This is a genomic window from Moritella sp. F3, from assembly GCF_015082335.1.
GTDB lineage: Bacteria > Pseudomonadota > Gammaproteobacteria > Enterobacterales > Moritellaceae > Moritella.
In genome coordinates this window covers 450,738-466,986 of sequence record NZ_BLRL01000001.1, presented here as the reverse complement: position 1 = coordinate 466,986, position 16,249 = coordinate 450,738, and the positions used below count along the sequence as shown (strand labels likewise).

Sequence of the window (16,249 nt, the reverse complement as noted above, 5' to 3'; positions counted from 1 at the left end):
AGCCATGGGGCTAAATCGCGAAATACAAACTGAATGATACAGGGTGCTAAATGACAATTGTATGTGAGAGTGACAGGCTAAGTGTTCGGCATTTCACTTTAGCGGATAGCGAATTTATTATTGAGTTATTAAATGAAGAATCCTTTATCCGTTATATTGCCGATAAACAGGTTCGCAATGTCGCTGACGCAGAAAACTACCTAACGCTTGGTCCGCTAGCGAGCTATTTGCAGTTTGGTTTTGGTCTGAACTTGGTCATGTTAAAAGGGACTAATATACCAATTGGCATGTGTGGTTTACTTAAACGTGATGAGCTGCAACACCCTGATCTTGGTTATGCTTTTTTACCTCGTTATTGTGGTCAAGGTTATGCTTTAGAAGCTGCGAAGGCGGTACTTAAACAGGGAACTCAGACGCATTCTTTATCGATGGTATTAGCGATAACCTTACCAGATAATGTGAGTTCTAATCGATTATTACAAAATGCCGGTTTTAAACAAAATGGTACAGTTAACTTGTATAATTCTGAAAATAACTTATATGAGATTGATATAAATAATTTATATTAATAGCTTGTGTGAGTAATTAGATCTAATTCCAGTCGTATAACGTAGACGTTAGATTCAGCCTGTGATGAAAATCAAGGCTGAATCAACTAATCGCTACGCAAGTTTCCCACGTAATGCGATATCCCAAACCGCGACCACGATGTCATCTTCCACCACATAGAACTTGTCATGTAAGTTAATGGTAGGGTCACAGTGCGGTACGATCATTTCAATAACTGCACCGACGTTAGGTAAGTTACCTCCTGATACTTTACCGTGCTCGTCACCAAAATAATGCCATTCATAGCTAAGATCATCACAATTCTCCCCATTCTGGCTGATGATTTGTGGATGAGTAGCTTCTTTATAAAGTGCTTTGGTGCCAGCATCAACAGTGACATGGGTGCTATGGTTAGCACTAATGACACTGGTGAGTAGTGTCATGGCTGATTGGAAGTGACCTACATTATATTCAATATCGAAATATTCCTTATCCATCACAGTGTATGAACCAGGCTGTATTTCGGTTACAGAGGCAATATCACTGTCAATTTCGTAGGTGCCAGTACCAGAACCTGATTGGATCAGATTAATTAACCCGGTTGCTTGCTCTATATCTTGTTTTAACTGACCGGCTTTATTCAATAGTGCTGTAGATGCTTGTTGTCTTTCGTCATGTCCAAGAATGTGTTGGAAATGCCCTGCGTAGCACTGAATACCTTTTAACCTTGTGTGTCTATGCTGGTGGACAGTAAGGGCTAGGTCAAAAGCAGTATCAAAAGATGCGCCAGTTCGGCCGATTCCCGCGTCAATATCAACGAGTAGGTTAATACTAAGGTTAAGCTCACTACCCAACTGGTTTAACTGTGCTAAGTTCGCTTCAGAGTCAACGACGATCATTGTTTCTGGTGCTAGCTTTAATATTTTAGCTAAGGTGGCCAATTTATGTTTGGTGACAATCGGGGAGGTGATAAGCAGGTGACGAATTTTAGCTTTGGCAAGTTCATACGCTTCAGCTGGCTTAGTAATTGATATGCCGATGCTACCTGCGTTAAGTTGCAGCTGGCATATCTCTACACACTTGTGCGTTTTGGCATGTGGGCGAACCTGTTTCGATTTTGCTGCTGCAAATTTTTGCATCATCTCGATGTTATTAATTAGCTTGTTTTTATCGATAACCAGACACGGTGTATCTAACTCTAATTTATGCTTTCCAATCACTGTTTATCCCTTGTTATCACGAGTTTAGCTTTGCAGGCATTCTACTATGAAAGTGATTGATATTAGATTTTATTTTACTGGCTGGTATGACCGATTCTTAAAACACCCGCCAATATTAATGCTGACGGGGGCGAATTATTACAAGTGAGTTCATCATATTGAAAAAAAATCTAGGATCGTGCCTTCCGTTTCTGGTAATTCTACAGTTGGTGTTGATGAGAACAATTGCTCTTTAATAAGTTCACTTGAGCCATCTGATATCATCCTCTGAAATTTTGATTTGTTGATGTTGCTAGTCGTGTTTGAGTTAGTAGTAGCGCTTAAATCGCTAGCAGTACTTAAGTTGGGCTGTGTGAAACTAGGTACAAGCTCCAAATTGTGATTTAGTATTGTATATAAACTCATGATTTTATCTCCTTTGTGGGATTAGTGTGTCGACACTGAGATACAGCATATATGCGCTGACTAAGTGCCAGATAAAGTGAGTACCAATTGGGATGTGATGGCAAATATTGCTATCCATAGTCCGAAAAACCAGGGCTGTGATAAAAAGTCCTACCACTATGAGTAATTGAAATGGTTTAGGTTGATTAGTTTGGTGATGATACAAACCTAAGCCAAGCAGAATGGTCAATGCTGGTAAATAGGGTAATGAACCATTTAGTAGTTGTGGATATTCCCTCGCCGCAAGACTTGTCGTTAAAATGATAATCATGGTTAGACTCGCGATATAGGTAGACCTGTTGATTACTCGTCGGATATAGGTCCAAACAAATAGCATTTGGAATATTAAAATTGGAATGACATCAAGAATACGCGCCCATGGCGTAGCAAAGGAATGAAACAATATACTGCCAATGCCTATCGTGAATATGAGAAAAATGAGGGTTTTGATATTTCGATTTGATGACGATGTTTGCTTTGATAGTAATAGTGCAGCGACTAAGAATGAGATATTAGTAAATAAGTTAATAGGTTCAGCGAGTAATTCTGGTCCCAGTATTTCGCAATATATATCGATATTGTTCATGTGCTATTTCTCCGAATAAAACTTGAGAATATTGTGTTCCCTTATCTAAGATTAACTATGGACCTTTATTTATTTTCACACCATGGGGTAAGGCTAATGGCCCCCTAAGCATGAAAATATGGATAGTTGATATGAGAAGGCAAACTTATGATGTAATGGATCTGAAAGCATTACGCTGTTTTTATGTGATGATTCAGCGTGGCAGTGTTTCTCAAGCCAGTATTGAGCTGGGGATATCTGAAGCTGCAGTATCCCAACGTATTAAATTATTGGAAACTTATCTAAAAGTTAAGTTGTATGAAAGCCGGGGTGGACATGTCCGTATTACCGGTGCTGGGGAACTGGTATTTACTTTTTCGATGACGATATTTGATGAGATCAGTACATTTGAGAATCAATTAGCAGTTGAGGGTGCGGGGGAAGTAAGCTTATCTGCACATGATTCGATATTACGCTATCTATTACCGAATACAGTGAAAGTGTTTCGGCAAGAATATCCGCTTGTGCAACTTCGTTTATTATCTCGTCCTGTAGAGGAAACGCTACGACTCGTTCGCGCTAATGAACTTGATTTTGGTATTGTAGCGCAGCGAAGACTCGCTAAAGAGTTACATTTTCAAGCTATTGCAACATACTCTTCTTGCCTTATTATGAAGAAGGGACACAAGCTTGCCAGCGTTGCGAAAGAGGATATCTATGCTGTTTTGAGTAAAGAGATATTAGATGAAATACCTCTTATTTTTCAAGATAGTAAACAAGAAGGTTCGCGTTTAGTCGAAGTATTAGCTAACCTTGAACTCCCTATTAGTGCAAGCTTAGAGGTAGGGACTGTGAATGCGCTGAAGCATTATGTATCTTTAGGTTTAGGTATATCTGTAATAAGTGCATTATCACTTACAGCGGAAGATAGGGTTAACTTGGAGGTTATTCCATTACCCACAGAGCTCGATTCAGGTACCACTTATGGTATTGTTAGTCGCTATGATAAACGACAAAATATGATTCTGTCGCGTTTTATTGAGCTGCTGATCAATAGTAATCAGTGATCACTGCTGCAATCATCTTTATAGCGAACAGACTCAGTAATAGCTTGATGATGAATAATAAGTGGTCATTGCTTGCAAGACTACGTAACTTGGTGCCCACGAATGAACCAATAATTGAACCTAGTACCATATAAATCAGTAAGCTTAGGTGCTCCAAGAATGAAAAGCCGATGAAGCCAAATACTAAAATTTTAGCGACATGGCTAATGCTCATAAACATTGAGCTGGTGGCGATAATCTGATTTTTACAAGCGAGTTCTTTAGTTAATATAGTCGTCGCTATTGGCCCTGTCGCCCCGACGATAAGACCTAAACCTGTCTGTAATAAGCCAATTATATAATAGTTCTCATATCGCTTAATGAAGTTAGAAAAATGCGAACTCCATAGGTTTAGCAGGATATAGAGGCCAATGGCCACAGGGATGTAAGTACTCGGTATATTAGCCAGTAATAGGCCAAATAATACTATTCCGAGTAAAGAGCCAGCGAGGAACTTTGGCAGTAATGACCACTGTACATCAGTAATCGAAAACAGCATGCGAGATGAGTTACTCGCTAACTGGGTAATGCTATGGATAGGGATGATCGTACTCGGATGTAAATATAACGGGAGCAGGGCGATTAATAACATACCACCACCAAACCCCAGCACGCCTGCAATGATAGAGGTAAGGAACGACGCCATTCCTAAAATATATTCAATTGGCAAAACGTTCATTCCTTTTAGCAAACATGGCTATATTACTTTAGTTCAGGCGCTAGGCGATTCAGGGGACGAGGCGGTTAATCACCGGAATTTTAACTAGTATCATCGTACACATTAGCGAGAGTACGAGAGTGATCAGTGTGATGATAGGTATCGCTAACCAGTTGCTGCCGAAGGCGCTATAAAAACCGTTTTCTAGTTCTCTTACCGGAATTAATAACAGTGGATGGAGCAAGTAAATACCTAAGCTGTATTTTGAAACAATCAGGACAAAGGCCCTTAACTGGCCCTGGAGCTTATCGGCATAAGTCTGTGCTAATACAAACAGCATGCCACCAATCAATACAGTATTAAGGGTTTTATAGCCCATGAATAAGCTGCTGTATTTACCTGTGTCTACTGCTACTTGCCAAGTACCGAAGAAGTTAAATATCAGCATGCTGATGCCCGCGATTACCCAGTACTTTAACTGAGGAGTGTTGTCTCGATTAAATAGATACCAACCTAGAATTAAATAACCAGTATACAGAATCAAGTTTTCTTGCAAAAAGCTGTCGACCTTCAACCATTTCATCGAAAACAGGACCATCCAAGTGACGATGAGCAGTTTGATTAATTCTGGTGTCGCTTTTTTTAATAACGGAATCAGAAAAGGAATAACAAAATACAAGGGAATAAAGTCATAGAAAAACCACAGATGATACCAAACGGGATCATTCGGCGCGCTAGAGAGTATGTTCATGGTTTCGTTAGCAGACCAGGTGCCAGTGATTAAGTCATTAACAAAAAAGCCACCGACGACAGCATAAATTAATGTCCAACCGATGAAGGGAACCGCGACTTTGGATAGGCGCTTAACTAAATACTCTTCACAATTAAAAGCCCGTTCAGTGGATAATAATAACGCACCAGTGATCATCATAAATACAGGTACAGCCCAACGCGTAACGCTATTAATGCCACTTGCCGCTAGCCAATCAGAGTTGGGAATATCACCATATAAAAACCGAAAGGGGCCTAGTACGTGAATCGCTATCACAGCAAAAGCCGCAATAAATCGCAGAAAGTCGATATAAAAAATAGAAGGGCGTTCTTGATTCATAAGTCATATCCTTGATTTATTGGAGATCGCGTAACCAGTTCATTGGTCGTTAGGCTATTGTAATTGACCTTTGGTTTTGTGCAAGCTTAGAATAGATATGCGCAATGCGTAAATATTTACTGGCTTTAGGTTTAGACTCGCATTACTGTCGAAATAGGTGCCTAGTCGGATATTCATGGTACTGGCATTGATAGTACTGGCATTGATAGTACAGGCATTGATAGTGCATTAGGCCAATTGCTTAACTATTTCGTTGATAACAGGCAATATCGACAGCACCAGTAAAGATGCCATAGCATAGTTGAAGTACTGTCTGTATTAAGCCTCATATCCTTGGGCTAATTTAAAAATGTTACCATCAAACTTGAAATACGTTAAGGTGTAAAGGTAATAACTACAAATAAGTATGCACTCCCGAGGATCGTTATCTCAGCACCAGCTATTATTTATATATACCCAAGCTACTTAAAGATGCAGAATCAACAAACCGAAAGGAGAGGATATTCAATGCATGAAGTCGAACTCGCTGTCTAACGTAGCGAGTGGCTGTGTACTCATAATGGTAAGGATGTGTATGCGTAAAAAAATTGAAGAATGCGTGAATATACTCACAGGATTAATCAGTGATTTGAGTGTCGCGGTTGAGGTGATTAAAGACTATGAAAAGCAGCCTTCGTTTCATCTTGAATCTAAAAAGGAATTTCGCCAGAGTGTTTACCGTCTGTGCTTTTCTTTAATTGTGATTAATTGCCGTAAATATGTTGAATTTACGGCAAAGTATGGGCAAATACTTAATGCTATTATTCCTGAGCATCAAGAACAGAAAAATAAATACATCGCCTTAATCAACAATAATACTGCTATTAAAACGTTACGAAATGATTATATCGCCCATGTGCAATCTAGCAGTACTAAGAAAGCCCTGACAGAATTAGAGGTGCAAAACAGTATTGTCGAGATGATAGGTGGAGTGCATAACGCGTTACCGTTTCTTAATAGTATATCGCCAGATAACATAGAGTCGACGGATTTAGAGGATAGCCTCGTTGGGACAATTCAGTTGTTACGGGATGCGTTGCTGGATAAGTTGTGATCGAAAAGCAGATTTAAGGACCCGAAGGCCCTTAATGTACAGATTAGACATTTATAACATGTGTTTCTGGATTTTGTTCATATTGGGTAATCAGTTTTTCAGTTGGCGTAACGGTCTCTAAGTCATCGCCCATGATGATTAAATCGCTGTAGTGACAAGACTGATTACGTCCACGTTCTTTCGCTTCATATAATGCGATATCAGATAGCTTGGTTAATTCATCTTTTTGCATGCCGTTAATTGGATAAGTCGAAATACCAATTGATACGCTCAGTTTACCTAATGACAAGTCTTTCATCGCGAGGTGCAACTCATTGATTGACTTACATAGGCCATTGGCAATTGTTCTTGCTGCTTCCATGCCTGTTTCAGGTAAGATAATAATGAATTCTTCACCACCAAGACGACAAATTGTATCTTCCCCACGCATTGATTCAAGTAATAGTGAACCTATGGTTTTAAGTACGTAATCACCGGCGTCATGGCCATAGTTATCATTGAACAACTTGAAATGATCTAAATCGAGCATTAACAATGACAGCTCTTGTTTGTTACGTTTTGCTCTCATTAACTCTTGATTAATTGTTTCTTCATAGTAGCGACGGTTATAAAGACCAGTTAATGGATCGCTAATTGCCTGCTCACGCAGCTTTTCTTGAATGTTCAAGTTAGCAAGAGCCAAACCTAAATGTTCAGCTACAGTAAACGCTAATTGTTGTGTCTCATCGGTTAGCTCTTTATCACCAGAGAAAAGGTGCATCATACCGATTGTATTACCATGCGCGACAAGTGGAATACACAGTGTTTGGCTTGCTTCAGGGCAATCTGTTTGTACCTCTGCCATGTGCGAGCAAGGTAGTGTGGTGTATTTATCATTAGCGAGGTGGAATTTACCTTTACGCAATGCCCAGCACTCTTCAGGTGCATAAGTCTTACTACCTGGCCAAGCGCCGCCCCAGTCTAGCTTGACTAATAGCTGATTTCGAGACGAACGGATCAGCGATACAACACCATTTACATCGCCTAAGATGCGCGGAATGATATCTTCGACAATCATTTGCGCTTCATCAATTGAATTACAAGCGGCCAGCATATTTGTAAGGCGGCGTAATAATTCGATTTCTAAAGTACGCTGCTCAATCAAGCTTTCTTGCAAGTCTTTTTCATGTTGAACTTGTTGATTCATTAATTTGCTACTAAGTAGAGTTGATGCTGTTACTAAGCCCAAGCTAATGGTCATTAGCAATGCCAAAATGGTCATTAATTCGTTGGCCATCGATTCGATACGCGTTAATGGCGTTGCAACTCGAAGGATGTAGTTTTTATCTTTGTAGGAGAATGAATTTGCTGAATAAAGTAAGTCTTTAAAGCGACTAGTACTAAAACGGGTCGTTGTACCATGGCCGTTATTTTTAGCATCAATAATTTCTTTACGATTAAGGTGATTTTCAATGTTCATTACTTCAACTAATGAAATATCACTGTCTGCTAAAACGGTACCATCAAATGCCACTAAGGTAATGTGATTTTGACGACTTAACTCGATATCTGTTTTGATGTAAATATCAAGCTTTTCAAGGTCGTTAAACGGTAAGTTAGAGGCTTGTAGTTTATGGGTGATCCGTGTGATTTCACTTGCTAAACCTACCTCTATTTTTTCTTCTATCCAATTTGATAGCGTTAAATTGAAGATAAATAACCCGATGATTGTAGAAACCAACATGCTGACAATAGGGAAGTACATCCATTTTTTACTTATTACATTTCTTTTCATTGTATAACCTAGAAGAGCGAGTGAAGTTTAACTATTATTCGAACTGGTTAAAACACTTTAAGTCAATGCACTCACTATGTAAACGGCATTTTAGATGCTATAAAATGCTGAAACTAAATTCATAAATAATGATATAGATTAATATTGTAAAGGCATCTTTGTATATACGAATTTTTATAAAATGCTATGTATATTAATCAGATGGCTAGTGTTAATGTATGGTTGTACCCATTTGGGGGTAAATTGTTGTCCGGTGTTTATTTGTAGCTTGGATTAACTTATTTATAAGGTAAATCGCTAGTGGAAAAATTTGAGGGAAATTTGAATATGAATAACGATACTTGGTTAGAAGAAACCAAACTTGTTGGTTGTAAAGTTACGCTCATTCCGCTGCAGCGCAAACATGCGGATGCACTTATTAGCGCTGCATCCGATGGTAATCTTTGGGAGTTGTGGTTTACCAGCGTACCGAGTAAAGACACGATAGATGAGTATATTGAGAAGGCGCTTAACGATCATTCATTAGGGAAAGCATTACCTTTTACTGTGGTTGATAACAGCACGGGCGATATCATCGGCTCTACTCGATTATGTGAAATAACCCCAGAAAATGATCGCGTTGAAATTGGGTATACTTGGTATGCAAAACGTTATCAAAAAACCGGTGTGAATACTGAATGTAAATATCTATTGTTGCAGCATGCGTTTGAAACGTTAAATGTGATCGCGACAGAGTTACGAACCCACTGGCATAACTCTGTTTCGCGTACTGCTATTGCCCGGCTAGGCGCGAAGCAAGATGGAGTACTGCGTAATCATAAAAAAGATAAAGATGGTTTTTACCGTGATACCGTTGTGTTTTCAATTATCGATCATGAATGGCCGATGGTGAAGCATAGTCTAAATTATAAGATGGATCGTTAATACTCACATAAATTCAGTTTAAGCCCTGAGTAAGAGCGACTTAGGACCTGTAGAAGTAGATATCTGTTTGGTAATACAATAAAGTTGGCAAAAATGGTGAATAAGTCAGCGCTTCCTTGTCGTAACACTTGGTCTGATTTGGCCTTTATGCTATTTTCTATACACAATTTATAATTAGGAATACCTAAAATGCCAAAGGCAAGTGACGTTAAAAAGAATACCGCTGTTGAATATAATAACGGCGTATACATCATCCGTGATATCGAACGTTCAGTACCACAAGGCCGTGCTGGTGGTAGTATTTACCGTATGCGTATGTACGATGTAGTGACTGGTTCAAAAATAGATGAAGTATTCAAAGACAGTGATAACCTTAACTTAGCTGATCTTACACGTAACCAAGTTATCTTCTCTTACGCTGATGGTGATGAGTATGTATTCATGGATACAGAAGATTACACGCCGTACAGCTTAGACAAAGCAACGATTGCTGATGAATTATTATTCATCACAGAAGATACACAAGGCCTACAAATATTAATTGTTGATGACAAGCCTGTATCTATCGAACTGCCTTCTGCTGTTGAAATGGTTATTGTTGAAACTGACCCTTCAATCAAAGGTGCTTCTGCAAGCGCACGTACTAAGCCTGCAATCCTGTCTACTGGTCTAACTATCCAAGTGCCAGAATACATTGCAAGTGGCGAAAAAGTTAAAATCAACACGACTGATCATAAATTCATGAGCCGTGCAGATAAATAATAGCATCGTCTATTAGTTAAAAAGGCCCGTCATCTTAATCAGATGACGGGCCTTTTTGTTTTAATTACCCAAATCGATTATGTAGGAACTGAAGTGCGCCCCAATAGTTGGACAACCAATGATTATCCAGAAGTCGGTCGTATTCAGCGTTGTTTTTGATCGAATAAAGTATCGAGCGTTGAAGCATTTTCTGGCTTTTCAAGTTGTTTAAGTTGTTCATTTTTAGCTTCAAGTTCGGCTAACTGGTAAGTGGATTTATTCAATAATATTATCATTTGATCATGCTTTTCAATTAAGAACTCATCTTTTATATCTACAGCTTCAATTAAAGCGATATTGTCATTTAGCATCTTGATACTGATGTTATAGTTTTCTCGTTCAAAGAATACAGTCGCTTTAATCAAGCAATTACTGATACGTAATTTTAAGCGTATTTTTTCTAACTTTGCTTCTTCTGCATTGCAATCTTCTAAAGATATATTTTTTTCATTTAACTCACTATGCAATATCGTTTTTAGGCGAGAAATACTACGGGCTAAATCAATCGCGATACGCTCATCGACAGGTTCGACGAATAGACCTGTGGCAGGACTGATTTTTGTTGCAGAGATAAGATTGTAATGTTGGTTTATATGCAGTTTTATTTTTTCTTGTTTAGGGTCAACGACTAAAATAGCTTTTAGCGATGAAATAATACGCTCGTGTAATAAGATGACAAGGCGCGTGCTGAAAGCAAGTGATGTAGCATGTTTCAACACCGTATCTGTTTCGGTGATACGCTTGTAGTGTTTAACTAAACTTTGACGTTTTTTGGTTGATATCACTTTCTTTGTTTGTCTGATGATTGCAAAAATAATCATTGAGACAAAAAATAGTAGAATTCCCATTTCCATTAACATTAAATTCAAACTATCTATCCTTTATTCATTTAACCGGAAACTAAAATACAGGGTATGCTTGATAATACGCAGGGCGTAATTATTACACAGAATAATTAGAGTTTTAACTCTTATTATTGAAATGTTATTACCCTAACAAAATGTGAAGTGACATAAGCTCTAAAATTAAATAAACGAGCCATTTAAATAAGCGCTAATATGCATTTTAAAGCGTCATTATCATGCAAACAAAATATCTATTTAAGCACTTTCAGAAAGATATTCGGTGATCTCAGACCAATAACAAACTCGATTTCGACTGTTTTTCTTGGCAACATACAAGGCTTTATCTGCGCAGGCAATTGTGCCTTCATGCTGACTGTTTTGCGCGACGAAACGAGACGTCGAGTCTAGATTGTCTTGGAATTGAGCGACACCAAATGAGCAGGTTATTGTAACGGTATCGTTATTTGGTGCTATGAAAATGCACTGTTCGATCCTTTTACGCAAGCGTTCAGCTAAAATACCAGACGCATATTCATCAGTGTTGGGCAGGAGTAAGATAAATTCCTCGCCGCCATAACGTGCGCAAGTATCTATATCTCGCACGCCATCTGCAAGAATGCCCGCCACTTTTTTAATCACTTCATCGCCGAATTCATGACCGTAAGTGTCATTGGTTTGCTTGAAAGTATCAATATCAATCATGACAATACTGAATTTTCCACCATAGCGCAGTGAACGCTCTGTTTCGTGCTTGTAACATTTAGCAAATTTCCGACGATTATATATGCCGCTTAGCGGGTCAGTGTTAGCAGCTGCTTTTAATTGACGCGCTAACAACCTGTGTTCTTTGATTTCCTGACGGAGTTTGTTATATAAACGAAAATAAAGGCCAATTATGCAGGCTGCAATGATGAAAAATAGCAGCAGAAATCGTAATCGCCACTGGAATTGCTGAATATTTTTATCTTCTGTCGTTGTCAGGAATCCATCCATTGTGGCAAGGTCATAACTTTGCTCGTTGAATTTAATCGTTGATTCTGCCATGGCGTTAATACGTGTTGGATTAATGTGGCCTAATTCGACAAGGTCGTTAAGCACTAATCTTGACATCATTTGTGCTTCATAATGTAAAGCGTCAGCAGATTTTGTGGTTGGGTATTTAGCTAAGATGAGTGTGATGATTTCATCTGGATTTGCCAGTGCATATTCCCAGCCTCGTAATGAAGCGCGTTTAAAGCGCTCGACCAAGCGATAATTTGTAGAAATAAACTGTTCACTGGTGAATAGAAAGTCACTGTAGAAGTTAATCCCGTATGCTTGTGGATCCATGATTTTGTAGTCGATGCCCATTTTACTGAGTGTATAAGGTTCGTTGGTTAAGTAGCTCGTTATTACATCAACATCACCTGAAATAAACAAACCGAGATTAAAGTCAGACTTTTTTATTATCGTTGGCTTTTCAGTCAAGAGACTATCTTGCCTTTCTAACATGGCTAATAAATGTGGTTCGAGTGTGCCACTTCTTGTTGCAATGATCTTATTCTTTAGTTCTAAAGGATAGTTGATGTTACTGCTTTTTAAGCTCAGTAAAATTTCTGGCGAATATTGGAATAGTGCGGATATCGCGACAACGGGTTTACCTTGCAAACGAGCTTGAATAAGCTCGCTGTTACTTATTGAAAAATCAGCTCTGCCACTAATCACTTCGTCAATATTATCTTTGTTGGCTGAGCCTGCACGTATATTGACATTGATATCTTCATCTTGATAATAACCTTTTTCAATTGCAGCGTAATATCCAGCGAATTGAAATTGGTGCTCCCATCGTAGGTCTAAATTGACAGTATCGAGTGCGTGTGCAGAACAAGAGCTGAGCATTGTGATAAAGATCGCGACCTTGCGAAATAAAGATAAACTCATTGTAAGTGACAGTCTTCCATTAAAGTAAATAGGTATAAATAATACTGTAAAACTAACACTTTATGGTTGTTTCATCAACGCCGATAAGTCGTTATTCATGTGTGCGTTTGATGCAATTGCTTTTATTACAGATACTTAACAACCTTAACTATTTTAAGGTTTTTCTATGAAATAAAATACCTAGTTGTTAGCTTGTTAATCATTATTATGTTGTTGGTTAATCCACTCCTCTCGGGGTTTTAATCTAACTCCGTTCCTTAATTTAGGAAGCTAAGTGATGGTTTTTTTATGATGTCACTAATGGTTCAAACCAAGCTTTAGGCTGAAGTATCGTTGCTTTCTGGGCGAGTGAAGGCTAGATATAAACAAGTACTGATGTTATTGGTTTGTTTTTTACTTGCTGTGCACTGGTTAAAAAATAGCAATGGCCATGTAAAATGTGAGTAAGTTCGCTTTATTGAATATTTCTCGTCTTTTAGCTCTTATTATTAACATTGTTAATAACTAATTAATGATATTGCGTGTGAAAATAACACTATTGGAGTACTTACAAATGTATATTTAACGCGAGAATGGAGCTCACATGAACAAAAATGAAAGTTTACCGCTACCGACAAATACAATGGAGTGGCTAACAAATAAAAACAGTATTATTGTTATATTAGATGTTATTTTATTTGCACTGTTATACAACTTATTACCGTTTGAAAAAGATGTAGTGCTAGGGCTTAGTATCCTGAGTTTCATCGCTATATTGTGGCTAACTGAAGCGTTACATGTCAGCATAACGGCTATTCTAGTACCTATACTTGCTGTGGTGTTTGGGATCTTTAACACCCAAACTGCGCTGAACAATTTTTCTAACCCGATTATATTTTTGTTCTTAGGAGGTTTTGCGTTAGCTGCTGCATTACACCGACAAGAGCTCGATAAAGCCATTGCTGATAAAGTACTTGTATTGGCAAAAGGTCGTATGGATGTTGCTGTATTTATGCTATTTGGCGTAACGGCGGGTTTATCGATGTGGATCAGTAATACCGCTACGACGGCGATGATGTTACCACTTGTGTTAGGCGTACTGAATAAAGTAAATACCAAGACAGGCCACAACACGTATGTGTTTGTGTTATTGGGTATTGCTTATTGCGCGAGTATTGGTGGTATTGCCACTATTGTGGGTAGCCCACCGAATGCGATTGCCGCTGCGCAGTTAGATTTGAGCTTCACAGAATGGATGTCGTATGGCGTGCCAATCACATTGCTGCTATTACCGATTACCGTCGGCGTGCTATATGTTTTACTTAAACCAAACCTCAATGAAATTTTTGAATTAGACCACCAACCAATTGCATGGGATAAAGGTAAAGTTGTTACTTTAGCTATCTTTGCATTAACTGTATTTTTATGGATATTCAGTAAACCGATTAACGCGATGCTAGGTGGTTTTTCTAAATTCGACACCCTAGTAGCGTTAATGGCGATTGTGTTGGTTGGTGTCGCACGAGTGGTGCATTGGAAAGATATTGAAAAAACCACAGATTGGGGCGTATTGCTGTTATTTGGTGGTGGTATTTGTTTGAGTAATATCTTAAAAGCAACGGGCACAAGTGTGTTCCTGGCTGAAAGCTTAAGTGATGTATTATCACAAGCAGGAATGTTAATTATCATTCTAACGGTGGTTGCGTTTGTGGTTATTTTGACGGAGTTTGCGAGTAATACTGCGAGTGCTGCGCTATTAATTCCGGTATTTGCTGGTGTCGCTGAAGCGCTGGGGATGTCGCCTATTATTCTGTCTGCGTTAATTGCGATCGCTGCGTCTTGCGCCTTTATGCTGCCTGTTGCAACACCGCCGAATGCGATTGTGTTTAGTACTGGGCATATTAAGCAGTCTGAAATGATGCGTGTGGGTATTTACCTTAACCTCATTTGTATCTTTGCATTGTCGTTTGTCGCTTGGCTATTCTGGGCATAAATAAAATGCTCATCAATAATACATAATGTTTTATTGATGTTTTATTAATACTTCGTTAATAGAGAAGGTCGCTTAACAGCGGCCTTTTTTGTTTATCATTTAACTGTCGATTAACTCTCTTTGCAGTTACTAGTATTGCATATTTTGTGATTTTCAATTGGTTATAATATATTTTATGCTCATATCATAAAGTATATTCAGTGCGCGGCTAGTACATCGTAGATAGTGTGATTAGTCGATAGTCGCGTAACATAATGTTTCAACTGAATAGTGTCTACCGTTTTCGCTATTCATCTGATTTCTACCTAATTAATGATCCCAAGCCAAACTCTGATTTAGGCATTCTTAGTGAGCCGCTGAGCTTTGATGGTAATACAACCAATCTACGCGTGGTAATGCCTTATTCAATCAGTGATCAAGTGACTTACTTAAAAATAGTCTTGTCGATATCACCTTTTATTTTGTGGCTATTGTGCTTGCAGTGTGGGTGTTGTATACGTTGAAATTACGTTTTGTGTCGAAGATATTGGCGTCTGAATCATGTCATGATCCATTGACTGGGTTGTTAAACCGTCGTGGTTTTATGGCTGAACTGAAAAATATCGAACGTCATCAGTTTTACTCTTTCATGATTATTGATTTAGATAATTTTAAGCATGTGAATGATACTTACGGGCACCCCATCGGTGATGAAGTTCTGATCCGAGTGACAACTGTGATTAAGCAGCAAATTCGTGAAAAAGACATATTACTACGTCTTGGCGGTGAAGAGTTCGGCCTGCTGATTGCATACAACAAAGATAATAAGCAGATTGATGTGTTTGAGCGCATCTGTGAAAGCGTTGCTAACCCCCCACATTACAGCAACGAAACCGAGTTTCACGTGACTATGTCTGGCGGTGTAGTGACCACATCTTCGATAGACCAAATTAAATCAATAAAAAGTGTCATTAAACAAGCTGATGAACGCTTATACGCGGCTAAAGTAGCGGGTAAGAATCGTGTGCTTCATACTGATTTCAGCAGTAATGAACCGCTTAATATGTAGTTAACAATCTAGTGCTATGTAAGCCACATCACTATCACTTCTAAACCCCCATCACATACACTATTAAATGCGTGGTTTGACCTCCCAGGTCATCGTTCATTATACAACGAACAATGGTTGGTTAAGCTATTGTTTGTTGTATATTCAAACGTCTATTAATAGTGGTAAATATCGTGTTACGTTAGCCTTTAATAGATTTAACCTTATGTAAATAGCGCT

Annotated in this window: 14 protein-coding genes; 7 read left to right on the top strand and 7 right to left on the bottom strand. The window is 38.6% G+C overall.

Features of this window, described 5'->3' with window-relative positions; genetic code table 11:
- Window positions 1-50: 50 nt before the first annotated feature.
- Window positions 51-569, top strand: a complete 519-nt coding sequence (locus JFU56_RS02050) for a GNAT family N-acetyltransferase (protein WP_198435612.1) — start codon at window positions 51-53, stop codon at window positions 567-569.
- A 93-nt stretch (window positions 570-662) separates the two neighbouring features.
- Here JFU56_RS02050 and JFU56_RS02045 read toward each other — a convergent pair whose 3' ends face one another.
- Window positions 663-1,769, bottom strand: a complete 1,107-nt coding sequence (locus JFU56_RS02045; RefSeq protein WP_198435611.1) for a DSD1 family PLP-dependent enzyme — start codon at window positions 1,767-1,769, stop codon at window positions 663-665.
- A gap of 409 nt (window positions 1,770-2,178) precedes the next feature.
- Complete coding sequence (locus JFU56_RS02035) at window positions 2,179-2,799, bottom strand: ceramidase domain-containing protein (protein ID WP_198435609.1); 621 nt, start codon at window positions 2,797-2,799, stop codon at window positions 2,179-2,181.
- A 131-nt stretch (window positions 2,800-2,930) separates the two neighbouring features.
- Here JFU56_RS02035 and JFU56_RS02030 point away from each other — a divergent pair, with 131 nt between their 5' ends.
- Entirely contained in the window at window positions 2,931-3,845 is a 915-nt protein-coding gene (locus JFU56_RS02030) for a LysR family transcriptional regulator (protein ID WP_198435608.1), read from the top strand.
- Here JFU56_RS02030 and JFU56_RS02025 read toward each other — a convergent pair.
- Both JFU56_RS02025 and JFU56_RS02020 read right to left on the bottom strand, forming a co-directional pair.
- Window positions 3,829-4,563 carry a sulfite exporter TauE/SafE family protein gene (locus JFU56_RS02025; RefSeq protein ID WP_242065800.1) on the bottom strand — a complete coding sequence of 245 codons (735 nt, stop codon included), beginning with the start codon at window positions 4,561-4,563 and terminating at the stop codon, window positions 3,829-3,831. The genes JFU56_RS02030 and JFU56_RS02025 overlap by 17 nt on opposite strands.
- A 49-nt stretch (window positions 4,564-4,612) precedes the next feature.
- A complete protein-coding gene (locus JFU56_RS02020; protein ID WP_198435606.1) occupies window positions 4,613-5,653 on the bottom strand; it encodes an acyltransferase in 1,041 nt (346 codons plus the stop codon).
- 574 nt (window positions 5,654-6,227) lie between these two features.
- Here JFU56_RS02020 and JFU56_RS02015 point away from each other — a divergent pair.
- The gene (locus JFU56_RS02015; protein WP_198435605.1) at window positions 6,228-6,746 is read left to right on the top strand and encodes a hypothetical protein; all 519 of its coding nucleotides are present in this window, start codon (window positions 6,228-6,230) and stop codon (window positions 6,744-6,746) included.
- A gap of 43 nt (window positions 6,747-6,789) precedes the next feature.
- Here the strand turns inward: JFU56_RS02015 and JFU56_RS02010 are convergent, their stop codons facing one another.
- Window positions 6,790-8,520, bottom strand: a complete 1,731-nt coding sequence (locus tag JFU56_RS02010) for a sensor domain-containing diguanylate cyclase (RefSeq protein ID WP_242065799.1) — start codon at window positions 8,518-8,520, stop codon at window positions 6,790-6,792.
- A gap of 327 nt (window positions 8,521-8,847) precedes the next feature.
- On the opposite strand from JFU56_RS02010, the gene JFU56_RS02005 reads away from it, so the two are divergent.
- Together JFU56_RS02005 and yeiP are read left to right on the top strand one after the other, a co-directional pair.
- A complete protein-coding gene (locus tag JFU56_RS02005; protein ID WP_198435604.1) occupies window positions 8,848-9,444 on the top strand; it encodes a GNAT family N-acetyltransferase in 597 nt (198 codons plus the stop codon).
- Window positions 9,445-9,633: 189 nt separating this feature from the next.
- The gene (gene yeiP, locus JFU56_RS02000) at window positions 9,634-10,206 is read left to right on the top strand and encodes an elongation factor P-like protein YeiP (RefSeq protein WP_198435603.1); all 573 of its coding nucleotides are present in this window, start codon (window positions 9,634-9,636) and stop codon (window positions 10,204-10,206) included.
- Between the two features lie 143 nt (window positions 10,207-10,349).
- On the opposite strand, the gene JFU56_RS01995 is transcribed toward yeiP, so the two are convergent.
- Both JFU56_RS01995 and JFU56_RS01990 read right to left on the bottom strand, forming a co-directional pair.
- Window positions 10,350-11,105 carry a hypothetical protein gene (locus JFU56_RS01995; RefSeq protein ID WP_198435841.1) on the bottom strand — a complete coding sequence of 252 codons (756 nt, stop codon included), beginning with the start codon at window positions 11,103-11,105 and terminating at the stop codon, window positions 10,350-10,352.
- 240 nt (window positions 11,106-11,345) lie between these two features.
- Window positions 11,346-13,010, bottom strand: a complete 1,665-nt coding sequence (locus tag JFU56_RS01990) for a GGDEF domain-containing protein (protein WP_198435602.1) — start codon at window positions 13,008-13,010, stop codon at window positions 11,346-11,348.
- Window positions 13,011-13,593: 583 nt separating this feature from the next.
- Between JFU56_RS01990 and JFU56_RS01985 the strand changes: the two genes are divergently transcribed.
- The gene (locus tag JFU56_RS01985; RefSeq protein ID WP_198435601.1) at window positions 13,594-14,982 is read left to right on the top strand and encodes a DASS family sodium-coupled anion symporter; all 1,389 of its coding nucleotides are present in this window, start codon (window positions 13,594-13,596) and stop codon (window positions 14,980-14,982) included.
- A gap of 499 nt (window positions 14,983-15,481) precedes the next feature.
- Window positions 15,482-16,030, top strand: a complete 549-nt coding sequence (locus JFU56_RS01980) for a GGDEF domain-containing protein (RefSeq protein WP_242065798.1) — start codon at window positions 15,482-15,484, stop codon at window positions 16,028-16,030.
- Window positions 16,031-16,249 lie beyond the last annotated feature (219 nt).